The sequence below is a fragment of the Iodidimonas muriae genome, from assembly GCF_014647255.1.
GTDB lineage: Bacteria > Pseudomonadota > Alphaproteobacteria > Sphingomonadales > Rhodothalassiaceae > Iodidimonas > Iodidimonas muriae.
Genome location: NZ_BMOV01000010.1, coordinates 1 through 22,204, shown reverse-complemented (window position 1 = coordinate 22,204; position 22,204 = coordinate 1). Strand labels below are relative to the sequence as shown.

Genomic DNA, 22,204 nt, shown 5'->3' with positions numbered 1-22,204 from the left:
CAGCCCCACCCGCATCACCAATAAAAGAACCCCAAGGCATGCACGCCATTTCTCGCTTCAATCTTTTGCCGGGCCGGGTACGTGCCGTGTGGTGGATGTTTGCGGCAGCTCTTTTGGTGACGTTAATGGGGGCCATTGTCAAACATATGGGCCAAACCATGCCGGTGTCCCAGATCGCCGCCATTCGGTCGGTCTTTCTGGTGGCCGCGATTTTACCCTTCATGCTGCGACAAAGTCGGCGGGTGTTTCACCCCGGCAATGTGGGGCTTTTGCTGGCCCGTTCTTCAACATTGGTGATCGTGAATGTGGTCGGTTTCTGGACGCTGACACGCCTGCCCTTGGTGTATGTCACCGCCATTTCCTTTTCCAAACCCTTGTTCATTGCCCTTTTGGCGGTGATGTTTTTGGGCGAGGCCATGCGCTTGCGGCGCACCATTGCCACCCTGATCGGTTTTGCCGGCGTACTTGTGATGCTCAACCCCACCGGCGTCGCCTTGGCCCAAGGCGAAATGTTGACCGCATTGGCGGCTCTTGGTGTGGCCTTTGCCATGGCTGTCGGTGTCATTCTGGTGAAGCAACTGGCCGCCAGCGATCATCCCAACACCATTATTTTTTACGGCAATCTTGCGGTTCTGATTTTGCTTACCGGTCCGGCCATTGTGTTTTGGGTTCCGCCTACGCCAGAGCAATGGATCGCGCTGGTTGCGCTGGGCCTGATCGGTTTGGCATCCCAAAGCAGCTTCATCCGCGCCTATCAAGCCGCAGATGCCAGTTTCGTTGCCCCCTTTGAATATATCCGGCTGCTGTCTGCTGCCGCTGTCGGCTATGTGATATTTGGCGAAAGCCCCGATATATGGACCGCCGCGGGAGCCTTGTTGATCGTTGGCTCCACCCTTTATATCGCCAGACGCGAAGCCCAGCTTGCGCGGCGCGAGGCCATAGAGAAAACACAAGCCACCCCGACCCAGCCTTTAGCCCAGCCCCCGGCCCCCTTTGCCGATTGATGGCTGCTGGCTTGATCCCATGCGCCAGAAGTGGCATTGAGCAGGGCAATCAAATTCCATAGCAAAGAGGCTCCTATGCAACTCAAGGATACAGCCGTCATCGTTACTGGAGGGGCATCCGGTTTGGGTGGTGCCACCAGCCGCCATTTCGCCGCCAAAGGTGCAAAGGTCGCCATTTTCGATCTCAATGCCGAAAAAGGGGCCGCTTTGGCCGCAGAAATCGGCGGGCTTTATGCGCAGGTGGATGTAACGGACGAGGCCTCCGTCAGCGCAGCTCTCGATATGGCACAAAACGCCCATGGCACGGCGCGCATCCTGGTCAATTGCGCGGGCATTGGCGCGGCAGCCAAAACCGTCAGCCGCGGCGAACCGCATCCGCTGGATAGCTTCAAAAAGGTGATCGAGGTCAATCTGATCGGCACCTTCAACTGCATCCGGCTTGTGGCCGCCCGCATGATCTCCGCCGAGCTTATGGGGGAAGAACGGGGCGTTATCATCAATACCGCCTCCATCGCCGCCTTCGACGGACAAATCGGACAAGTGGCCTATGCCGCATCGAAAGGCGGCATTGCCGGCCTGACATTGCCCGTGGCCCGTGATTTGGCGGACAAACAAATCCGTTGCACCACCATTGCACCGGGGCTGTTTCTCACCCCCTTGCTGATGGGTTTGCCAGAAGACGCGCGCATCAGCCTTGGGAAATCAGTGCCCCACCCGGCCCGCTTGGGCGACCCTTCGGAATATGCCCTGCTTGCGGAACAGATTGTGCAAAACCCCATGCTGAATGGCGAAACCATCCGGCTCGACGGGGCATTGCGCATGGCTCCGCGCTAGAATCCGGCGGCAAAAGCGGGCGCTATTCAGCGCGTACGGATGCCATCATCTTAAACAGCAAACGGGGCGCGAGACGCTTGAGCCACAAAGCCTGCATCTCACGGCCCTTCCCCACCGAAATCTCCGGCTTGCCGCGTTCAAATCCCCGCGCGATCACCTCAGCGGCAGCCATAACGTCCATGCCCCCTGCAATGGATTCCGTCTGGCGGCCAAAAGGGGTCGCATCCCCTTTCAAGGCGTATGTTGAAATATTGGTCTGGATGAAGCCCGGCACGATAGTGGTCACGGCGATATTCTCGGCAGCCAGTTCAGCCCGAAGCGCATCGAAATAGCCCATCACCGCATGTTTGGCAGCACAATAGCCGGTCCGCAATTGAACGCCGATCTTGCCCGCCACCGAAGCGGTTACCGCCACATGCCCGCTGCCTTGCGCCAGCATGATGGGCAGCACCTTTTGCGTTAGCGAAATGGGCGCGAAAAAATCCAGCTCCATAACCTTGCGATAAACCGCCATATCGGTGTCCACAGCCATAGAACGCTGGCTGATCCCCGCATTGTTCACCAGCAGATCAATATGCCCGAAAGCATCCTTGGCGCGGGCCACCACATCATCCAGAGCCGCTTCATCCAGGGCATCAAAAGGCAGCACCACATATTGGTCCCCGTCCCCGCCCGCCTTGATGATCTCAGTCCGCACGCGGTTCAGTTCATCTTCCCGCCGTGCCGATAATATCAGCTTTGCTCCGCGCTTGGCCAAAACCTTGGCCAAAGCCTCGCCAATGCCCGATGATGCCCCGGTAATCCAGACGACTTTCTTCTCGAACTGCATATGCTGTCCTTATCCTATGGCGCCACTGTCTTTCAAACGCGCCCTATCTTCCGGGTCTATTCCCAATTCATCAAGGATTTCATCGCCATGCTCCCCCAATAATGGCGGGGGGCGGCGATAGCTGACGGGGGTTTTCGACAGATGGATGGGATTGGCCACAGTGGGAACAGAAACACCCAAAGGATGATCCATATCCACCCGCATTCCCCGATGAACGGCCTGCGGATCGGCAAAGGCTTCCCCCACAGAATTGATGGGGCCATGCGGGATGTTCACATGGCTTAATATTTCAAGCCAGCGGGCCGTTGTGTGAAGCCGCATCCTGGCTGCGATGGCAGGCACCAGCACATCCCGATGGCGCACCCTTAAGGCATTGGTTTCATAACTGCGGTTGCGCGCCAATTCCGGCGCTCCGATCGCCTCACAAAAACGCTGGAACTGGCGGTCATTGCCCACACAGACGATCACACGCCCATCTTGTGTTTCAAAATCCTGATAGGGAACGATATTGAGATGCGCATTGCCAACGCGTTTGGGGCTTTCGCCACCAATCAGATAGTTCATATTCTGATTGGCCAGCCAGCTCATTTGCGTATCCAGCAAGGCCATATCCACATATTGGCCCTCACCGGTTTTTTCCCGATGGCTCAAAGCCGCCAAAATCCCGATGACCCCATACATAGCGGTGGTGAGATCGGCCACCGCAGTTCCCACCTTTATGGGCGGCCCATCGGCCTCGCCGGTGATGCTCATCAATCCTGAAAGCCCCTGCACGATAAAATCATAGCCCGCCTGTTTTGCACTGGGCCCGTCCTGGCCAAAGCCGGTGATCGAGCAGTAAATCAGGCCCGGATGGTCCTTCGAGAGACTGGGATAATCCAGCCCGTATTTCGCCAGCCCACCCACTTTGAAATTCTCGATCACCACATCGCTTTGGGCCGCCAGCTTGCGAATAATCTTTTGTCCCTCCGCATGTGACAGATCCACGGCAATGGAGCGCTTATTGCGATTGGCCCCCAGATAATAGGCCGCTTCTTGGTCCGCACCGTCCGTATCTTTCAAATAAGGCGGGCCCCAGGCGCGGGTATCATCGCCAGTGCCGGGGCGTTCCACCTTGATTACATCGGCTCCCAGATCGCCCAATATCTGGCCCGCCCATGGCCCTGCCAATACCCGCGACAGATCCAGAACCCTGAGATGACTTAATGGCCCCCCGCTTGTTATCGCCATAACCGTTCCTTTTCATGCGTCCTGTTGGCGTCTCATTGGTCGATCACCTGATGGTGCAGGTCAAGGACCGGAGCCTAACGAATAAGGGCAATTTTTCCAGAACTGCTTTTGCCTGCCCTCTGGATCAGGGCAAAGCCCCACGAAAAGCCGCCTTGCCGCACTGCAACAAGAGCGCTAGGCTGATTGTCTTATGTCAAAGTGGGAGAAAGTCCATGGTGCAAACACATGAAGCGGTTGGCGAACATCGGTATCGGGAAAGTTTCGGCCGTTGGTTTGATGAATTCCATGTGGGCGATATCTACGAGCACCGCCCCGGACGCACCATCACCGAAAGCGACAATACGTGGTTTTCTTTACTCACCATGAACACCCACCCGCTACATTTCGATGCCGAATATGCCAGCAAAAGTGAATTCAAACGGCCCTTGGTGGTGTCCTCTCTCACCGTTTCCCTTTTGTTGGGCATGAGCGTTTCGGATGTATCGCAAAAGGCCATTGCCAATTTAGGCTGGAAAGAAATCCGCATGACTGCTCCGGTGTTCGTGGGAGATACCCTTTATGCGGAAAGCGAAGTGTTGGAATGTCGCGAATCCAAATCCCGCCCCGGCCAGGGGATTGTCACGGTGAAAACACGGGGTAAAAACCAGAATGGCACCATCGTGTGCGAATTCGAACGCTCTGTGCTTATCCCGAAAAAAGGGTATGGATTGGAAGGATAACTGTTAAGTTTGACGCACAATAACCTTATAGGAGGGAACTTTTCTGGCGCCAGAGCATTTATTGAAGAACAACCTTCAGGAGATGCTTGTGCCAAACCCAACCTATTCCGACCTCCGTGCGCTGTTTTTGAACTGTACGCTAAAGCCTAGCCCCAACACCTCCCATACCGAGGGACTGATCCGTGTGTCCCAGCACATCATGGAAGCGCAAGGGGTGAAGACCGAGATCTTGCGGCCGGTGGATTTTCATCTGGCCCCCGGCGTCTATCCAGATATGCGTGAACACGGGTTCGACCGCGACGATTGGCCCGCCATTCAAGACAAGGTTATGGCTGCCGATATTCTGGTGCTCTGTTCGCCTATCTGGCTGGGCGATAAATCCAGCGTTTGCGCCCACAGCATCGAACGGCTTTATGGCTTTTCCGGCGAATTGAATGAGCAAGGGCAATATGCCTATTATGGCCGGGTTGGCGGATGTTTGATCACCGGCAATGAAGATGGCATCAAACATTGTGCCATGAATATTCTCTATTCATTGCAACATCTTGGCTACACAATCCCGCCACAGGCCGATGCCGGATGGATTGGCGAAGCGGGTCCCGGACCATCTTATCTGGACAAGGGCTCACACGGGCCGGACAATGATTTCACCAACCGCAACACCACCTTCATGACATGGAATCTCCTCCATCTGGCGCGGATGCTGAAAGATGCGGGTGGTATTCCGGCCCATGGCAATCAGCGCTCCAAATGGGAAGCCGGTTGTCGCTTTGATTTCGAAAATCCTGACTATCGCTAAATCACGATCTGCGCAGCATCCTGATTGTTTGGCCCGGTTATCGCTTTCACAGGCCGTATCAGCCGTTCCATAATCCGGTGCAAAGGACAGCCTGATGACGATCTTGGTTCTGGAAACATTGGGCGGACTGGGGCTGTTCTTGCTCGCCATGTCCATGCTGACCGATGGGCTAAAGGCCATGGCTGGCACCGGATTGCGCAACATGCTTAAAAAAGGTACCCGCTCGAATTTGCGCGGGGCGTCTTTAGGGGCATTGATCACCGCCATTGTGCAATCTTCCAGTGCCGTGACGGTTGCGACCATTGGCTTCGTCAATGCCGGTATTCTGGCAATGCCGCAAGCCCTGAGCATTGTTTTCGGGGCGAATCTGGGCACCACCATGACCGGTTGGCTGGTCAGTCTCACCGGCTTTGATTTCAGGATCGAAGCCCTTGCCTTGCCGCTTGTGGCCTTGGGGACGGCCTTTCACATGCTGGCCGGACGCAGCAGATTTCAGGGCCTTGGCACCGCCTTGATCGGCTTTGGCCTCTTTTTCCTAGGCCTGTCGATTTTGAAAGACAGCTTCGCAGGCTTTGGCAGCCAGCTGGATCTGGCCGCCTTTGGCTCAGGAGATGTGCGCGGCATCGTCATCATGCTGGGCATCGGATTTGCGGTTACGGCCATCACCCAATCATCCAGCGCTTCCATCGCCTTGATCATCACCGCTGCCAGTCAAGGGGCACTGTCTTTGCCTGTTGCCGCAGCGGCCATTATCGGCGCAAATCTGGGCACCACCAGCACCGCTTTTCTCGCCAGCATCGGCGCCACCTCTGCTGCGCGGCGTGTTGCCGCCGGACATATTGTCTTTAACGGTATCACGGCTAGTTTGGCACTGGCTATCCTGCCCCTGCTTATCCTGATGGTGCGTCATGCGGGTGATTTTCTGGGCTTGGAGGAAAGCGCCGCCGCAACTTTGGCCTTGTTCCACAGCTTTTTCAATTTGCTGGGGATCATCGTGCTTTTGCCCTTCACAAACCGGATTGCGCGGTTCCTCAATCGATTTTTCAAAACCGCAGAAGATGATGTGTCGCGCCCGAAATATTTGGACAACACGCTGATTTCCATGCCGGTTCTGGCACTTGATGCCCTTTATCAGGAAGTCTCGCGCATGCATTTATTGGCAGCAAAGCTTGCTCTTGCCGCCTTCACGCCCGGTTCTCAAAAGCCGGCAGGGATCGTGGGGATGGCCCATGCCGTGACCACCCTTGGCGACAATATTTCCTATTATACCACCGAGATCAGCACCAACAGCATGTCCAGAGCATCGGCGCTAGAGTTTCCTTTGGTTTTGCGCACCACCCGCTATCTGGCGGAAACGGCTAATCTGGCCCCCAGCGCCAGCCAATTACAGCATTTCATGGATGAATTGGGCGACCCCCATGCCAAAATGGCTTTACGGACCGTCCTGCAATCGGGGCATTTCTGCGTCTCGTTAAGTGCACAAAAGGCGGTTTCTGATCCGCTAGAACTGGATCAGGCCCTAAGTCGTTTTCAAGGAGACTATGCAGCGGCCAAATCGGCCCTTTTAATATCAGGTAGCAACCGCACCATCGACATTGCAAAATTGGATCTTTTGCTAAACGATTTGAGACAAATGCGCCGCATGGTAGAGCAAATCACCAAGGCAGCGCGCACTTTGCGCGATATGCTGGCCCGCGCCTCTGCCCAATCACAAGATCACGGCAAAGAACCGAAAAATGCCGGAACAACGCCGGATGGCACCAGAGAACTATCTCCGATGCCCGCATCCGGCCTGACCCCGAAATAGGGGCGTTGCCTTAGCCCTTTGGTTTCATTTTGGACGCCCACATTTTGCGGGCTTTGGCCACTTTTGGGGCCACTACTGCTGCGCAATAGGGCTGGTCGGGATTGTTGGCGAAATAATCCACATGATAATTTTCCGCTGCCCAAAAAGGCCCGGCGGGAACAATCTGTGTCACCACGGTCCCGTCCCAGATATCGGCGGCACGTTTGGCGGCGGCATGGGCATCGCGTTCTTGTTCCGCATCATAGAAGAACACAGCCGAGCGATAATGTTCGCCCACATCATTGCCTTGGCGATTGATCTGGGTGGGATCATGCATGGTGAAAAATACATCCAGAATATCAGAAAAGCTGATCAATGCCGGATCATAGGAAAAATGCGCCACTTCCGCATGCCCGGTGCCGCCCGCGCACACCTCTTGATAGCTGGGCCGTTCCACATGCCCACCCATAAAGCCGGGCTGCACATCCTCTACGCCAATCAGATCCTTGAACACCGCTTCTGTGCACCAGAAGCAGCCGCCCGCCAGTGTCGCCTTTTTCATGACCATGTCTCCAGCCGCCAAACCAATTATTCGGCAGGCGCGTTCACGCGTAAAATCATCTCACGGATATGTTCAAGGGCCGTTTCAGCCTTTGCCCCATCCGGTCCACCGGCCTGGGCCATATCAGCCCGACCGCCGCCACCTTTTCCGCCCAAAGCCTTTGCAGCAACCTTCACCAGTTCGACCGCGCTTAGCTGATCGGTAAGATCATCGGTTACGCCAACCAGAACCGCGGCCTTGCCGTCATTCACCGCCACAAAGGCTGTCACACCGCTGCCCAGCTTTTTCTTGGCATCATCAGCCAGCCCCCGCAAATCCTTGGGGTTCACACCATCCAGAATCTGCCCAAGGAACACCACATCTCCCAAAGTTTCGGTATCTGCGCCCTTGGCCGAGCCGCCCCCCAAAGCCAGCGCCTTTTTAGCGTCCGACAACGCACGCTCCAGCTTTTTCACCTGATCCGCCAATTGGGAAACCCGTTCGGGCAAATCGGCAGGTGCCACCTTCAACTGTGCGGCAGCCGAACGCAAAAGAGCCTCTTCATCCAAAAGATAACGCCGGGCAGCCTCGCCGGTCAGGGCCTCAATCCGCCGCACCCCGGAGGCCACAGCGCCTTCGGAAACGATCTTGAACAGCGCGATATCGCCCAAACGATGCACATGGGTGCCGCCGCATAATTCCACGGAATATGCCGCATCGTCCTGCGTGTCTTTTCCCATGGACAGCACACGCACCTCATCGCCATATTTTTCGCCGAACAAAGCCACAGCACCCGCTTCCAAAGCATCGTCATAGGACATCAGCCGGGTGGAAACATCGCCATTTTGCCGAATAAGCGCATTCACCTGCGCTTCAATCTGCGCAAGATCGTCAGCATCAAGGGCTTTGGGATGGGTGAAATCGAACCGCAGCCGGTCATCACTGACCAACGATCCTTTTTGCGCCACATGCGGCCCCAAATGCTTGCGTAAGGCGGCATGCAGCAAATGGGTAGCGGAATGATTGGCGCGAATACGATTGCGCCGATCGGCATCCACATGCAAATGCACCACATCGCCAACACGCAGGCTGCCTGAGGTCACCTCAAGATCATGGACCCAAAGAGCACCGATCTGCTTTCGCGTGTCTAATACCTTGCCTTCAAACCCATTGTCACCGGATACCGTGCCCCGGTCGCCTGCCTGACCACCGGACTCTGCATAAAAGGGCGTTTGATTGACCACCAATTGCACAACGGCGCCGGCATCAACGCTGTCAATCCGCTCGCCATCTTTCACCAGCGCCAGCGTTTTGCCTTCGGCATCAAGGGCGTTATAGCCCAAAAATTCCGTTCCGCCCGCTTCGTCGCGCAGGTCGAACCACAGCTTTTCCGTAGACTTCTGCCCAGAGCCGGACCAGGCAGCCCGTGCCTTCGCACGCTGTTCGGCCATGGCCGTTTCAAAGCCCGCACTATCCACCACGCGCCCATCTTCGCGCAGCGCATCTTGCGTCAAATCAAGGGGAAAGCCAAAGGTGTCATAAAGGCGGAACGCCACATCGCCGGGCAAAGCCTGAGAGGGGGACAATTTCCCCACCTCTTCATCCAATAGCCGCAAGCCACGCTCCAGCATGGAGCGGAAACGCTCTTCCTCCAGCTTCAAGGTTTCAGTGATCAAAGGCTGGGCCCGCCGCAGTTCGCCAAATGCTGTGCCCATTTCATCCACCAGTGCGGGCACCAAACGGTGCATCAAAGGCGCACGGGTTCCCAACATATGGGCATGACGCATGGCCCGGCGCATGATCCGCCGGAGCACATAGCCGCGCCCTTCATTGGACGGCAAAACACCATCGGCAATCAAAAAGCTCATGGCGCGTAAATGGTCGGCAATAACCCGATGCGATGCCCGTTCTTTGCCTTCCGCTTTCACCCCCGTAAGATCGACCGAGGCGGCGATCAGCTTTTTAAACAGGTCGATATCATAATTATCATGCACGCCTTGCAGAACGGCTGCGATACGTTCCAGGCCCATGCCCGTATCGATAGAGGGTTTGGGCAGCGCATGGCGGGTTCCGTCGCCCGGCTGTTCAAACTGCATGAACACCAGATTCCAGATTTCGATAAAGCGGTCGCCATCTTCATCAGGGCTGCCCGGCGGGCCACCCGGAATATCTGCCCCATGATCAAAGAAAATCTCGGAACATGGCCCACAGGGCCCGGTATCGCCCATGGACCAGAAATTGTCCGACGTGGCGATGCGGATGATCCGATCTTCCGGAAGGCCGGCGATTTTCCGCCAAAGATCGAAGGCTTCATCATCATCATGATAAACGGTGACCAGTAAACGATCACGATCAAGGCCGAAGGTGCCGGTTACCAGATCCCACGCAAAGCCAATGGCCTGATCCTTGAAATAATCCCCGAAGGAAAAATTCCCCAACATCTCGAAAAAAGTGTGATGCCGCGCCGTGTAGCCCACATTATCGAGATCATTATGCTTGCCGCCCGCCCGCAAACATTTTTGCGATGAAACCGCCCGGCTATAATCGCGTGTTTCCGCACCGGTGAACACATTTTTGAAAGGCACCATCCCGGCATTGGTAAAAAGCAGGGTCGGGTCGTTATTGGGCACCAGTGGCGCGGATGGCACCGGCTGATGCCCCCGCTCACCGAAAAATTCAAGAAAACTTTGACGGACAGAATTTGTATCTGAAGGACGGCTCATAACGGGATTCATTCTCAAACAGGCTGGCTAAGGAAATGACGGCGTCGATACGCACATCATGTCTTTCATCACGGGGCTGCCGTCAAGGCCCACCCGCAGCGAAATTCCGGCCCACCTGTAAAAGAGCGATCCAGACAGCCCCGTCAAAGAACGGAAAACGCACGTATTACGCCTCTGGCTTACCGTCTTCCGTCAGCATCTTTTGCGACACAAGACCCGATGCTTTTCTCACCGCTTGTTCAATGGTATCGGCGATTTCAGGATGTTCACGCAGGAAAGTCTTGGCATTTTCACGCCCCTGCCCGATGCGCTGGCTGTCATAAGAATACCATGAGCCGGATTTTTCAACCACGCCGGCCTTCACCCCCAGATCCAACACTTCCCCCATTTTGGAAATGCCAAGCCCGTACATGATATCGAATTCAACCTGCTTGAACGGCGGGGCCATCTTGTTTTTCACCACTTTCACCCGCGTGGCATTGCCTACAATATCGTCTTTGTCTTTGATCTGGCCGGTGCGGCGAATATCCAGCCGGACAGAGGCATAGAATTTCAAAGCATTACCGCCAGTGGTGGTTTCGGGATTGCCATACATCACGCCGATTTTCATACGAATTTGATTGATGAAAATCACCATGCAGTGGGATTTGGAAATGGAGCCTGTCAGCTTACGCAAAGCCTGGCTCATCAGCCGTGCCTGCAGCCCCACATGGCTGTCGCCCATTTCCCCTTCCAGCTCGGCCCGCGGAGTAAGGGCGGCAACGGAGTCCACCACCAGAACATCCACAGCCCCCGACCGCACCAATGTATCGGCGATTTCAAGCGCCTGTTCGCCGGTATCGGGCTGGGAAATCAGCAATTCATTCACATCCACACCCAGCTTTTTGGCATAAGCCGGATCAAGCGCATGTTCGGCATCCACGAATGCCGCCACACCGCCCGTTTTTTGCATTTCCGCAACGGTATGAAGGGCCAATGTGGTTTTACCGGAGCTTTCCGGGCCATAAACTTCAATGATTCGGCCTTTTGGCAAGCCACCAATCCCCAAGGCAATATCAAGCCCCAAAGACCCCGTGGACACCACATCCGCTTCCATGCTGGGGCCGCGCTGCCCCAATTTCATCACCGAACCCTTACCGAATGCCCGATCAATTTGAGCCAAGGCGGCATCGAGCGCTTTTTGTTTATCCACGGATTGCTCCCCAACAACTTTCAAGGTGGCACCAGCCATTTCTTCGCTCCTTATTTCATGCCTTGGCATATGGATCAATCATGAGCGAATGTACCGTCTTTGTTCTTTTTCGGCAAGACAAAATATTCTTCTTTTGTTCTCGTCGCATTTTTGAAGAAAACCCCAAGGAATTTCAACTCAAAGCGGTCTTGACCGTTTCTGCCAATTGTTTGAGAGAAAAGGGCTTTGGCAAGAAAAGGAAATCGTCGCTGCCTTCGCCAACCCCTTTGCGGAACACATCTTCCGCATAGCCGGAGATAAACACCACGCGCAAATCGGCACGCAACTCCCGCGCCTTGGAAACCAGGGTGGGGCCGTCCATATTGGGCATCACCACATCGGAAATCAGCAGATCAATATTGCCCACTTCTTCACGAACGATAGCCAGCCCTTCCTCACCAGAGGCCGCTTGCAACACTGTATATCCCTTATTGCCAAGGGCACGCGATGCAAACATTCGCACAGCATCTTCATCTTCCACCAGCAAGATCGTGCCTTTGCCTGTCAGGTCGCGGGCAGCGGCGGGCGCTTGCGGCTGCGTTTCTTCCGGCACATGATTGTGCACCGGCAGATAAACACGGAAGGTGGACCCGTCCCCTTCAGTGCTGTCCACAAAAATAAAGCCGCCGGTCTGCTTGATGATCCCGTAAACCGTGGACAGACCCAGCCCTGTGCCTTTCCCCACATCCTTCGTACTGAAAAATGGCTCGAAGATCTTGTTCACGATATCAGGCGGAATACCGTGACCATTATCCGACACTTCGATCAAAACATAATGCCCCAATGGCATCACCGAATAATTTTGCACCAGCGTATCGTCTGGCCCGACGGCTTTGGTGCGGATGGTCAGGGTGCCGCCCCCTTCCATGGCATCGCGGGCATTGACCGCCAGATTCATAATCACCTGTTCGAACTGGCCCTGATCTACCCGCACGGCCCCCACATCACGGCCATGGATCATATTCAGCTGGACAGTTTCACCGATCAGGCGCCGCAGCAGATTGGAAAGATCCGCCAACACATCGGTGATCATCAAAACCTTTGGCCGCATGGTTTGCTGGCGTGAAAAAGCCAAAAGCTGCCGCACCAGATTCGAGGCCCGGTTGGCATTTTGCTTGATCTGCATAATATCGGAGAACGAATGGTCCCCCGGCCCGTGGCGCACCAAAAGCAGATCACAAAATCCGATGATCGCCGTAAGGAGATTATTGAAATCATGGGCCACACCGCCCGCAAGCTGCCCCACAGCCTGCATTTTCTGGGCCTGTACAAATTGCCGTTCCAGGCTTTTCTGCTGGGTTGTATCGATCAAATGCACAAGGGCCGCCCGCCCCTCCACCCGATCCAGCGGAGAAATAAACACCTGCCCGGTTCTGGGGGGCTGGGTGTTGAATGCCACCTCTCGCGGGGAGGCAACCACAGCTTGATGAACGGTTTGAGCGATGTCGCTTTTTAAGGACTCACGGTCATCGGCGGCCAGATAATCAATCAGCATATCGCCGCGGCGGGGCATGCGGTTTGGCGCAAAGCGTTTGAAGGATTTGTTGAATTCCGACAAACGCCCGTCACCATCCACGATCGCCAGCCCCACAGGGGCCGCATCGAACAGCGATTTCAGCAAGGATGTATCGGCCTCGGCCGCCGCCCCCGTGGCCACACCGGGACGGTGCACAAGGACCACCCGCCCAGAGGGCGTTTCATTGGAAGACGGCGCGTCCGGCGGAAAATCACCTTCGGAGAAAACCTTTTTCAACAAAGTACCGCCGCCACCGGTTTTCAACTCGGCACGTTTGGGATCAATCAACAAGCGGGCGGTCAGTAATGGTATTTCCGACGCATCGGCCACCCCCAGCCACAATGCCAATTGTTCATTGATATAGATCACCTTCCCCGAAGCATCGGCGCGGGCGCACCCAATCTCGATCTCGCTCAATCCTTGCCCTATGGAACCGACTGTCAGGTCGATATCCTTATTCCTGTCAGGGGTCTGATCGGCAAAGGACCACAGGCGATATCCGCAACACATGGTGCCTGCGATATCACAGATATAAGAGCCATCATCCGCCGCCTTGTTCATGGCCTCTTCCGGCCCCAAAGCCCCGAACATGGCCCGATAGGCCACATTGGCAACAACCAGATCGCCATGCGCATCACCCAAAGCAGCAGGCTGAGGCAAAGCACCGATCAATTCCGATAATTGATCCAGATCCGGCAAGGATTGGGTGCGGCGCAATCCACGCAACAGAATCAGGATTCCGCCGCCCGCCGCAAACAACACGGTGGCCCCGATCGTCAGCCCTTTGGACCAATCTCCCTGTGCGCCAAACAGCAAAACGCAAGCCAAAGACAAGGTGAAGGCCGCAATGGAAATAATCAGGATAGGACGCTGGCCGGTTTCATAAGGATCGGCCATATCGGTGAAAGGCATCGCCCGCGCCCCGTCTTTGATTGTCCCCTTTGCCAAGTGACGAAACCCCTTCATAAGCCACCCAATTCCCCCGCAGAGGCCCCCTTAATTGGTCGGACGATAGCTTGCCCGCCCGCTCTTTTTCAGGCGTAGCACGTAGCTGATGATCTGCGCCACTGCCTGATAATGATCGGGCGGAATATCATCATCAATTTCAACTGTGGCATAAAGAGCCCGTGCAAGGGGCGGATTTTCCACCATCGGGATATTATGCTCTTCTGCCACTTTGCGAATACGCATGGCCACATCGTCCACACCCTTTGCCAACACTTTGGGAACCTCCATGTCCCCATGGCTGTATTTCAAGGCAATGGCATAATGGGTCGGGTTGGTTACCACCACGCTGGCTTCGGGCACCGCGGCCATCATCCGCTTACGGGATTTTTCCAGACGGATCTGGCGCAAGCGCTGCTTGACCATGGGATCGCCTTCCATCTGCTTGTGTTCGTCTTTCACTTCCTGTTTGGACATGCGCATTTTCTTGGTGTGCTGCATGCGTTGAAAGACCAGATCGATCCCGGCCACCACTGTCATCGCCCCGATCACACCAAACATCACTTTCAAGGATAAGGCGACCGTTGTTTCTGTCATGGATTGAACCGGTTGGCTGACCAAGGCCACAAGCAAGCCCCGTTCCGGCCAGACGATCATTCCCACCACAAGAGAGACAATCAGCAATTTCGCCAGACTTTTAAGGAAATCCGCGACCCTTTGTGCGGAAAACATCCGCTTTGCCCCGGCCAAAGGGGAAATTTTATCCAGCTTGGGCATCAGCTTTTCGGTGGTGAACATAATCTTGTTCTGCACCAGATTTCCCGCCAAAGCCCCCAGCAGCAAAATCCCCATTGGCAGCAGCAAAACCAGCAGGATTTTGCCCCCCACCTCGCGCATCAGGCTCAAAATCGCATAGCCATCCATGGGAATGTCATAGGCGTGGGATAAAAACCCCGCCGTTTGCGTGCGTACCGTTGTCGTCGTGATATCCGCAGTAAGCAAAAAGGCGAACGCGCCAGCAACCAGCATCATCCAATGCTTAAGCTCCTGACTTTGTGGCACATCCCCTTTCTTCGCCGCTTCCTCCAGCTTTCTCGCAGAGGGGTCTTCCGTTTTTTGGGCGTCGTCTTCATTGCCCTCCGCCATGCGCCCCTCCTCAGGTCAGGAATACTGCCAATTGCTCTTCAAACGCGCTCAAAAACCACATCATCATCGCCGGAAAAGCGATCAGCAAAATCAGAAACCCCATAAAAATATTCAAAGGCATCGCAACAAAAAAGACGGGAAGCTGCGGCATCAGCCGAGCCGTCAGCCCAAGGCCGATATTGAACACCACACCGAATACGATAAATGGCGCAGAAATTTGCACACCCAGCAAGAATGTATCCGCCACCACATCCAGAACCGCTTGGGCAAAGCCCGACAGAACCGGCATTTGCCCCACGGGGAACAGGCTGTAACTGTCCACCATGGCATTCAGCATAAGCAAATGCAGATCGGTGGCGAACAAAAGCGCCACCCCCGTTACGGAAAAGAAGCTGGCGAAAATGGCGCTTTGCTGGCCCTGGGTCGGATCAAACTGTTGCGAGGCCGCCAAGCTGGTCTGAAACGCAACGATGGTCCCCGCCACATTAAGCGCATTCAGGATCAGCCGGGCGGTCATGGCGATCATCAAGCCAATCAGGAATTCAAGGATCAAAAGCGCCGCCAACAGGATCGGACTGGATGGAATTTGCGGCATGTCGGCGCGAACCAGACCATAGACCATCCCTGCAACCCCGACCGCTGCGGCGATCCGGATGCGTGGCGGGATTTGCTGTTCGCCAAAGGCCGGCGCAAAACCAAACAAGGCTCCAATGCGGACCAGCACCAACAAGAACCCAAAGATTTCAACGGGCAGGATCTCTTGCAACACGGCCGGTTATCCTCCGCTGGCCACCCGATCCATCAACCGCATCATCAAATCCCCCATCTGCGCGCCCATAAGAGGAAGGAACAACAACAGGGACAAGAAGATGGCGATAATTTTCGGAACGAAGGTCAGGGTCATTTCCTGAATTTGGGTCAGCGCTTGAAACAACGCGATGATCAGCCCTACCCCAAGGCCCACCGCCATCACCGGACCGGACACGATCAACAGCGTGTAAATTGCATCCCGCGCTACATCCAGAATATCCGCACCGTTCACCGGGCCGCCCCTCTATGGTTAACGTGGTTGATTAAAAGAAAAGCCGCAGTCTTGGGCCTGCGGCACAAAAATATGGCTAACCCATTCAGGCTCCCCGTTAAATCGGCATGCGCATGATTTCCTGATACGCGGAAATTACCCGATCCCGTACCGTTGTCACCGTTTCAAGCACCATTTCCGCATTGGAAATAGCCGTTACCACATCCACCATATCCGCCTGACCTGCGACCGCCTGTGCGCTAACACTTTCCGCAGCCGATACGGCGTTTGTCGTCTCGGAAACCATATTTTCCACCATGGCACCAAAACCGCTGCCTGTGCTGGCAATCTCGGCAGCGCCACCGCCCATGCGGCCAAGAGACGCCCCATAAGCATTTGCAGCATCAAGCATTTTGGTATCCATCACATATCGCTCCGGTATAAATTTAACGCAGAATTTCTAAGGTCCGTACGCTCATGGATTTAATGGCATCAATGACATTCAGATTGGCCTGATAGGTGCGCTGCGCCTGCCCCATATCCATGGCTTCCACCATGCCATTCACATTGGTCGTTTTCACATAGCCATTGGCATCGGCACCGGGATGGCCGGGATCAAAGCGGGTGCCGAAATCGGCCTTGTCGAATTCCACTTTCTTTACTTCCACCATTTCCACATCCAGCGTGCGGTCCAGAACATTGGCGAAGGTAACGGTTTTGCGGCGATAAGGATCTTCATTGGGGCTTGAGGCTTCCGATGCGGAATTGGCCAGATTTTCCGCGATGACACGCATCCGCGTGGTTTGGGCTTTCAAGCCCGATGCGGAAACCTGCATCGCCTTCATCAGATCATTGTCCACAGCCCAGTCTCCCCGTCCAATCAATTACCATTCGATCCGCGCAAGGCCGACCGCAAAAACCCGACCTGTTTGCGGTAAAGTTCAACCATCATGCCGTGATCCATCTGGTTTTGGGCCACAGCAAGAAGTTGCTCTTCCAAATCAACCGCATTGCCATCCGGCGCCACTTCCGTGACCGGTGCATCCACCACGCGAAGCCCGTCAGAGCCATCACCGGCACCAGCAAAATGCCCGGACTGGGTTGCCCGCAACCCCACAGAGCGCGGTCCCGCAGTCCGGGAAGCGGACGTGCTATCCACCAAAGCGCTGAAATCCTGCGCCGCAAGCGCCTGCGGCTTATATCCCGGCGTATCAGAATTGGCGATATTCTTGGCCAGCACAGTCTGATTGCGATTCAGCCACTGCATCCGGTCTTTGATCGCCGCCATCAATGGGATCTTCGAGAGATCCATGCTCTCAGTCCTTCCCCTCATGTCATGGTGTCCTGGCCGTCAAACCGGCCATGGGCCATGATTGCTCACACCAGAAACACAGGACATAATCAAACAAAACCGGTTAAGAGCAAGTTAAGATTTTCGCGCAACCTGCCTTATTGCCAAGTCTTTGGCAAGTTTAAGGATATTTTTACCATAAAGGCGTTCCATGGCGCTTTACCTTCTGGCGTTTTTGTCGCAGAAAGCCTTTATGACCAGCCTTGATGTCGCCAATGCCATATTCTCTTTGCTGATCGTCATCGGCCTGATTGCGGCGCTTGCCTATTTGGTGCGCCGTTTTGGCAGAACGGACAGCATGGCTATCCTTGGGAAAAAGCGCGCCTCACGGCGGCTGGTTATCAAGGAAAAGCTCAATGTGGATGCCCGTAATTACCTGGTTCTGGTCTCCTGCGACGATCAGGAACATCTTGTGATGGTCAATCAGTCCGGCGGCTTTGTGGTGGAAAAAAATATTCCGGAAAAACCTGTGCGAGCCAGCGACACACAGCCCAATTCCGCACCCTATAACCAATCCGAAAGCCATCAAGGAGCCTCCCATTGAGCCAGGCAGCGCGCACATGGCCCCATAAATGGCTTCTGCCCTTTGCAGCGGTCAGTATCGCTATGCTGCTGATGCTGGTTTGGCAAGCTCCAGCTTTTGCCCAGTCCCTGTCGATAGATATGGGGCAAGACGGCACCCTGACGGGCCGTGTGGTGCAATTATTGCTGCTGGTCACCGTCCTCACCCTTGCGCCTTCGATCCTTATTGTCATGACATCCTTCACCCGCATGGTAGTGGTGTTGTCGCTTTTACGCTCGGCTTTGGGCACCCAGCAAACCCCGCCCAATGTGGTCTTGATCAGCCTCGCCTTGTTTCTGACCGGCTTTATCATGGCGCCCACCTTGCAAGCCGCATGGCAACAAGGGGTTCAGCCAATGATCGACGAAGAAATCACCCCTGCAGAGGCGTTCCCTGCAGCCACCGGACCGTTCAAGGATTTCATGCTTGCCAATGTGCGTGAAAAGGATCTGGAGCTTTTCCTGGATGCGGCCGACACCGAACGCCCCGAAACACCGCAAGCCGTGCCGCTGACCAGCCTGATCCCGGCCTTTGTGATCAGCGAATTGAAACGGGCCTTCGAGATCGGTTTTTTAATTTACATCCCGTTTATCGTGATCGATCTGGTGATTGCTTCGATCCTGATGTCCATGGGGATGATGATGCTGCCACCGGTGCTGATCAGCCTGCCGTTCAAGCTGATCTTTTTCGTGTTGGTGGATGGCTGGCATCTGGTGGCCGGCAGCCTTCTCAAAAGCTTCAATGGCGGTTAGCCGGGATAAGCCGCTATATAATCGTCAATGGCTGCCATATGGCGGGCTTTTGCCGCCTCGTCCAGAAATGACCCACGGAAGCTGTTTTTTGCCAACACCGCCAGATCATCGCGGCTAAGATTCAAAGCCTGCGCCACTGCCAGATAATTGTCTGTCAGATAGCCGCCAAAATAAGCCGGATCGTCGGAATTCACCATCACATGAAGGCCGCTCTCCATCATGCGTTTCAAAGGATGATGGGCCATATCGTCGATCACACAAAGCTTCAGATTGGACAGCGGGCACAGGGTCAGTGTCATGCCGGAGCGGGCAAGCCGTGCGACCAATTCCGGATCGTCAAGGCAGCGATTGCCGTGATCGATGCGGTCCACATGCAATATATCCAGCGCTTCATGGATATAGGGTGCAGGGCCTTCTTCCCCCGCATGGGCAACGCGCTTCAGCCCTCGTGCGCCTGCCTCTTTGAATATCCGTGCAAATTTGGAAGGAGGATGGCCCAGTTCCGATGAATCCAGCCCCACGCCTGAAATGCGATCCAGATAAGGATCGGCCATGGCCAAGACATCAAAGGCGGCCTCTTCGCTCAGATGCCGCAAAAAGCACAGGATCAACCCCGATGTGATGCCAAAATCACGCTCACCATCATCCAAAGCCGCCAATATCCCATCTGCCACGGCTTCAAAGGCAATACCCCTGTCGGTATGGGTTTGCGGATCGAAGAACACCTCCACATGCCGCACATTTTCCTGAGCCATGCGTTTGAGATACGCCATGGTCAGATCATAAAAATCGCGTTCATGGCGCAGCACATCGGCGCCCGCATAATAAATATCCAGAAAATCCTGCAAATTGGAAAAGTCATAAGCAGCCCGAACGGCGTCCACAGTCTCATAAGGAATGGCAACAGCGTTTCGCTGCGCCAGTGCAAACATCAACTCCGGCTCCAAAGAGCCTTCCAAATGCAAATGCAACTCGGCCTTCGGCAGGCCTTTGACAAAATCTTTTAACTCATTGTCCACGGCATGGTGCTCCTTGTTGAGCGAAAACCATAACCGTCCCGCCCTGTGCTTTCAACGGATGGGACGCGCACCGCACGATGCCCGTTCGGCCGCTGACGAACCATATGGCGTTTTCAATGAAGGCAAACGCGCAACAAAAAACCCGGGGACAAAATCCCCGGGCCTTTTTTCCGAAAGCCTGGAAAGCTGCCTTAGAATTTGGCAGACAGCTCAACACCCCAAATCGGAGGCTCATTGACGAAACCGGTGAGATTGTTGAAATCAATCCCGCCCTTCAGTTCCGTTTCGTCGGTGATGTTGCGGCCATAAAGGGCAAAGTCATATTTGCCATTTTCCAGAGCATAACCAACCCGCAGGCCACCGATCAGCTCTTTCCCGCTGCGGAATTCCACCGAGTCATACAAGAAGAAGTTCTTTTCGCTGGTGAAGGCCCAATCGGTATAGGCATAAAGCTCGCCATCATTCCCAACAGGGATACCATAGCGTGCTGTCCAGTTGGCGATCCAACGTGGAGCCTGTGGCAAGTCATTGCCGTCAAGGGCTGCCAGACCATCCACAATGGGGTCCAGCACCGTGCAGGCGGCACAGAACTGCGTGCGCAAATCAGGATCGTTGATTTCCGTGAAATTATAGCTGGTGCCGGCTGTCACGAACAGATTGCTCGTTACCGCCCATTCCAGATCCAGTTCCACACCGGCCAGATCGGTATCCGCCGCATTCACAAGACGGTTGAAATTGGCATCACCGCCCACCGCTGTCAGTTGCTGGCCATCCATATCGCTGACATAGGCCGAGAAATTGACACGGGCACGGCGGTCAAACAGTTCTGCCTTCACACCGGCTTCCACGGAGAAAATCTCTTCCGTATCAGCAACAGTCACTTCATCACCGAACAGCAAACGGCCCTGAATAGACGGGGCGCGGAAGCCCTTGGCTGCACGTGTATAAACGCTCACATCATCATTGATGGTATAGGTTGCGCTCACATCCCAGCTCAGAACTTCGTCCGAAGGATTGGCTTCCAAAGGCCCGATAGGACCAACGCCAAGGAACGACAAAGGCGACAATTCACGGGATGCCGTGAAATCCTTGTCGTCTTCAGTGTAGCGCACGCCGCCTTCGATCACCAAATCGGGGGTCACTTCGATATTCACATTGGCAAAAATGGCCCAGGATTCAGACTTCTGACGCTGCGCGGCAAAGCCGTTGGGAGCATTATTGTCCAGTGAATTGAAGTTGGTGCTCTCGATTTTCAGATCTTCATTGAAATAGAAGAATCCGGCCTGGAAATCGACCATCCCCAGATCATTGCTGGCGATACGCAGTTCTTGCGTCCATTGATCCAGATCGGGCACGGCATCAGCAGTTGCCGCATTGAACGGAATGAAGCCGGGAGTGGAAGGCACGCCTTCAAACTCGCCACCAAAACCGCCATCCACATCGCCCACAGAGAACACTTCGCCATGTTCAAAGCCGGTGATGGAGGTGATGGTGAAATCCCCCATGTCATATTCCAGCTTGGCAGTAAGGCCACGCTGATCCAGTTCCTGATTATTGACGCCATCCTGAGTGACGCTGCGGCGATCGAAATCATCCACCAGCCCGCCAACGCCCGGCTTGATGATATTGGCGCGGAACACACGCGACGAGCCATCAAGTGAACGTGCATGGAAGTTCACCAAGGCGCTGAAGCGATCCGTGGGTGTGTAAAGCAACTGCACCCGGCCCGCGAAATCATCATAGCCTTCGGTCTGATCACGGTTGCCAAGGAACCCGGGGGCTTCATTGGTGACATAATCATCGCGGTGCTGATGGCGCACCGATGCGCGAATGGCCAGCACGTCCTGTACGATCGGGCCGCCAACAGCGCCTTCGAATTCGATGGTATCAAAGCGGCCATAGTTGAACTTGGCATAGGCATCGAATTCTTGCGTGGGCTTTTTGGCGTCGAGCTTGACGATCCCGGCCGGGGTATTGCGGCCAAACAAGGTTCCCTGAGGTCCGCGCAACACTTCCACACGGTCCAGATCGAAGGCAGGCATACCCTTCAGGATCGGGTTTTCCATGACGATTTCATCATAGATCAGCGATACGGGTTGCGATGCATTCAGATCGAAATCGGTATTCCCTAGGTTCAGGACTCATTAAAGCCACCAAATTACGATAGCAGCAATACAGATTGCAGAAAAAAATGTA

21 protein-coding genes are annotated in these 22,204 nt (G+C 55.0%); 7 read left to right on the top strand and 14 right to left on the bottom strand.

All coding sequences use genetic code 11. The features are described 5' to 3' along the window. Positions 1 to 38: 38 nt before the first annotated feature. A complete protein-coding gene (locus tag IEX96_RS12135) occupies positions 39 to 1,004 on the top strand; it encodes a DMT family transporter (RefSeq protein ID WP_188873999.1) in 966 nt (321 codons plus the stop codon). Positions 1,005 to 1,079: 75 nt separating this feature from the next. Then, positions 1,080 to 1,838, top strand: coding sequence for an SDR family NAD(P)-dependent oxidoreductase (locus IEX96_RS12130; RefSeq protein ID WP_150006302.1), 759 nt, complete (start codon positions 1,080 to 1,082; stop codon positions 1,836 to 1,838). Between the two features lie 22 nt (positions 1,839 to 1,860). On the opposite strand, the gene IEX96_RS12125 is transcribed toward IEX96_RS12130, so the two are convergent. Together IEX96_RS12125 and IEX96_RS12120 are read right to left on the bottom strand one after the other, a co-directional pair. After that, on the bottom strand, positions 1,861 to 2,667 hold the full coding sequence (locus tag IEX96_RS12125; RefSeq protein ID WP_150006303.1) for an SDR family oxidoreductase: 807 nt from the start codon (positions 2,665 to 2,667) through the stop codon (positions 1,861 to 1,863). A 9-nt stretch (positions 2,668 to 2,676) separates the two neighbouring features. Further along, positions 2,677 to 3,897, bottom strand: coding sequence for a CaiB/BaiF CoA transferase family protein (locus IEX96_RS12120; RefSeq protein ID WP_150006304.1), 1,221 nt, complete (start codon positions 3,895 to 3,897; stop codon positions 2,677 to 2,679). 212 nt (positions 3,898 to 4,109) lie between these two features. Between IEX96_RS12120 and IEX96_RS12115 the strand changes: the two genes are divergently transcribed. The 3 genes from IEX96_RS12115 to IEX96_RS12105 all read left to right on the top strand — a co-directional run bounded on the left by IEX96_RS12115 (position 4,110) and on the right by IEX96_RS12105 (position 7,222). Further along, on the top strand, positions 4,110 to 4,616 hold the full coding sequence (locus IEX96_RS12115; RefSeq protein ID WP_150006305.1) for a MaoC family dehydratase: 507 nt from the start codon (positions 4,110 to 4,112) through the stop codon (positions 4,614 to 4,616). Between the two features lie 82 nt (positions 4,617 to 4,698). After that, positions 4,699 to 5,415, top strand: a complete 717-nt coding sequence (locus IEX96_RS12110) for a flavodoxin family protein (protein ID WP_150006306.1) — start codon at positions 4,699 to 4,701, stop codon at positions 5,413 to 5,415. Between the two features lie 94 nt (positions 5,416 to 5,509). Beyond that, positions 5,510 to 7,222 carry a Na/Pi cotransporter family protein gene (locus IEX96_RS12105; protein ID WP_150006307.1) on the top strand — a complete coding sequence of 571 codons (1,713 nt, stop codon included), beginning with the start codon at positions 5,510 to 5,512 and terminating at the stop codon, positions 7,220 to 7,222. Between the two features lie 10 nt (positions 7,223 to 7,232). On the opposite strand, the gene msrA is transcribed toward IEX96_RS12105, so the two are convergent. From msrA to flgB, 10 genes are all read right to left on the bottom strand, one after another. Continuing rightward, positions 7,233 to 7,763, bottom strand: coding sequence for a peptide-methionine (S)-S-oxide reductase MsrA (msrA, locus tag IEX96_RS12100; RefSeq protein ID WP_150006308.1), 531 nt, complete (start codon positions 7,761 to 7,763; stop codon positions 7,233 to 7,235). 26 nt (positions 7,764 to 7,789) lie between these two features. Next, positions 7,790 to 10,465, bottom strand: coding sequence for an alanine--tRNA ligase (gene alaS / locus IEX96_RS12095; protein ID WP_188873998.1), 2,676 nt, complete (start codon positions 10,463 to 10,465; stop codon positions 7,790 to 7,792). Positions 10,466 to 10,631: 166 nt separating this feature from the next. Then, a complete protein-coding gene (gene recA, locus IEX96_RS12090) occupies positions 10,632 to 11,696 on the bottom strand; it encodes a recombinase RecA (RefSeq protein ID WP_150006309.1) in 1,065 nt (354 codons plus the stop codon). Positions 11,697 to 11,829: 133 nt separating this feature from the next. Further along, complete coding sequence (locus IEX96_RS12085) at positions 11,830 to 14,160, bottom strand: ATP-binding protein (RefSeq protein ID WP_188873997.1); 2,331 nt, start codon at positions 14,158 to 14,160, stop codon at positions 11,830 to 11,832. A 48-nt stretch (positions 14,161 to 14,208) separates the two neighbouring features. Then, positions 14,209 to 15,303, bottom strand: coding sequence for a flagellar biosynthesis protein FlhB (gene flhB, locus IEX96_RS12080; protein WP_150006311.1), 1,095 nt, complete (start codon positions 15,301 to 15,303; stop codon positions 14,209 to 14,211). Between the two features lie 10 nt (positions 15,304 to 15,313). Then, positions 15,314 to 16,072, bottom strand: coding sequence for a flagellar biosynthetic protein FliR (gene fliR / locus IEX96_RS12075; protein ID WP_150000707.1), 759 nt, complete (start codon positions 16,070 to 16,072; stop codon positions 15,314 to 15,316). A gap of 6 nt (positions 16,073 to 16,078) precedes the next feature. Beyond that, the gene (fliQ, locus tag IEX96_RS12070; protein WP_150000708.1) at positions 16,079 to 16,345 is read right to left on the bottom strand and encodes a flagellar biosynthesis protein FliQ; all 267 of its coding nucleotides are present in this window, start codon (positions 16,343 to 16,345) and stop codon (positions 16,079 to 16,081) included. Positions 16,346 to 16,442: 97 nt separating this feature from the next. After that, a complete protein-coding gene (fliE, locus tag IEX96_RS12065) occupies positions 16,443 to 16,736 on the bottom strand; it encodes a flagellar hook-basal body complex protein FliE (RefSeq protein WP_229773715.1) in 294 nt (97 codons plus the stop codon). A gap of 34 nt (positions 16,737 to 16,770) precedes the next feature. Beyond that, positions 16,771 to 17,169, bottom strand: a complete 399-nt coding sequence (flgC, locus tag IEX96_RS12060; protein WP_150000801.1) for a flagellar basal body rod protein FlgC — start codon at positions 17,167 to 17,169, stop codon at positions 16,771 to 16,773. A gap of 35 nt (positions 17,170 to 17,204) precedes the next feature. Then, the gene (gene flgB / locus IEX96_RS12055; RefSeq protein WP_188873996.1) at positions 17,205 to 17,636 is read right to left on the bottom strand and encodes a flagellar basal body rod protein FlgB; all 432 of its coding nucleotides are present in this window, start codon (positions 17,634 to 17,636) and stop codon (positions 17,205 to 17,207) included. 190 nt (positions 17,637 to 17,826) lie between these two features. On the opposite strand from flgB, the gene IEX96_RS12050 reads away from it, so the two are divergent. Together IEX96_RS12050 and fliP are read left to right on the top strand one after the other, a co-directional pair. After that, entirely contained in the window at positions 17,827 to 18,219 is a 393-nt protein-coding gene (locus tag IEX96_RS12050; RefSeq protein ID WP_188873995.1) for a flagellar biosynthetic protein FliO, read from the top strand. 62 nt (positions 18,220 to 18,281) lie between these two features. Then, entirely contained in the window at positions 18,282 to 18,989 is a 708-nt protein-coding gene (fliP, locus tag IEX96_RS12045; protein ID WP_150006320.1) for a flagellar type III secretion system pore protein FliP, read from the top strand. Here fliP and IEX96_RS12040 read toward each other — a convergent pair. Then, the gene (locus IEX96_RS12040; protein WP_188873994.1) at positions 18,986 to 20,008 is read right to left on the bottom strand and encodes an adenosine deaminase; all 1,023 of its coding nucleotides are present in this window, start codon (positions 20,006 to 20,008) and stop codon (positions 18,986 to 18,988) included. The two genes, fliP and IEX96_RS12040, sit on opposite strands and share 4 nt — an antisense overlap. A 191-nt stretch (positions 20,009 to 20,199) precedes the next feature. Further along, positions 20,200 to 22,092, bottom strand: coding sequence for a TonB-dependent receptor (locus IEX96_RS12035; RefSeq protein WP_505706230.1), 1,893 nt, complete (start codon positions 22,090 to 22,092; stop codon positions 20,200 to 20,202). Positions 22,093 to 22,204: the final 112 nt, after the last annotated feature.

Coding starts and splice junctions, on each gene's coding strand:
- IEX96_RS12105 (WP_150006307.1), top strand. CDS start 5,510: ATGACGATCTTGGTTCTGGAAACATTGGGCGGACTGGGGCTGTTCTTG.
- IEX96_RS12050 (WP_188873995.1), top strand. CDS start 17,827: ATGGCGCTTTACCTTCTGGCGTTTTTGTCGCAGAAAGCCTTTATGACC.
- fliP (WP_150006320.1), top strand. CDS start 18,282: ATGCTGCTGATGCTGGTTTGGCAAGCTCCAGCTTTTGCCCAGTCCCTG.
- msrA (WP_150006308.1), bottom strand. CDS start 7,763: ATGAAAAAGGCGACACTGGCGGGCGGCTGCTTCTGGTGCACAGAAGCG.
- IEX96_RS12125 (WP_150006303.1), bottom strand. CDS start 2,667: ATGCAGTTCGAGAAGAAAGTCGTCTGGATTACCGGGGCATCATCGGGC.
- flgB (WP_188873996.1), bottom strand. CDS start 17,636: ATGGATCTCTCGAAGATCCCATTGATGGCGGCGATCAAAGACCGGATG.
- alaS (WP_188873998.1), bottom strand. CDS start 10,465: ATGAGCCGTCCTTCAGATACAAATTCTGTCCGTCAAAGTTTTCTTGAA.
- fliE (WP_229773715.1), bottom strand. CDS start 16,736: ATGCTTGATGCTGCAAATGCTTATGGGGCGTCTCTTGGCCGCATGGGC.
- IEX96_RS12135 (WP_188873999.1), top strand. CDS start 39: ATGCACGCCATTTCTCGCTTCAATCTTTTGCCGGGCCGGGTACGTGCC.
- IEX96_RS12115 (WP_150006305.1), top strand. CDS start 4,110: ATGGTGCAAACACATGAAGCGGTTGGCGAACATCGGTATCGGGAAAGT.
- IEX96_RS12120 (WP_150006304.1), bottom strand. CDS start 3,897: ATGGCGATAACAAGCGGGGGGCCATTAAGTCATCTCAGGGTTCTGGAT.
- flhB (WP_150006311.1), bottom strand. CDS start 15,303: ATGGCGGAGGGCAATGAAGACGACGCCCAAAAAACGGAAGACCCCTCT.
- flgC (WP_150000801.1), bottom strand. CDS start 17,169: ATGAAGGCGATGCAGGTTTCCGCATCGGGCTTGAAAGCCCAAACCACG.
- IEX96_RS12130 (WP_150006302.1), top strand. CDS start 1,080: ATGCAACTCAAGGATACAGCCGTCATCGTTACTGGAGGGGCATCCGGT.
- IEX96_RS12110 (WP_150006306.1), top strand. CDS start 4,699: ATGCTTGTGCCAAACCCAACCTATTCCGACCTCCGTGCGCTGTTTTTG.
- recA (WP_150006309.1), bottom strand. CDS start 11,696: ATGGCTGGTGCCACCTTGAAAGTTGTTGGGGAGCAATCCGTGGATAAA.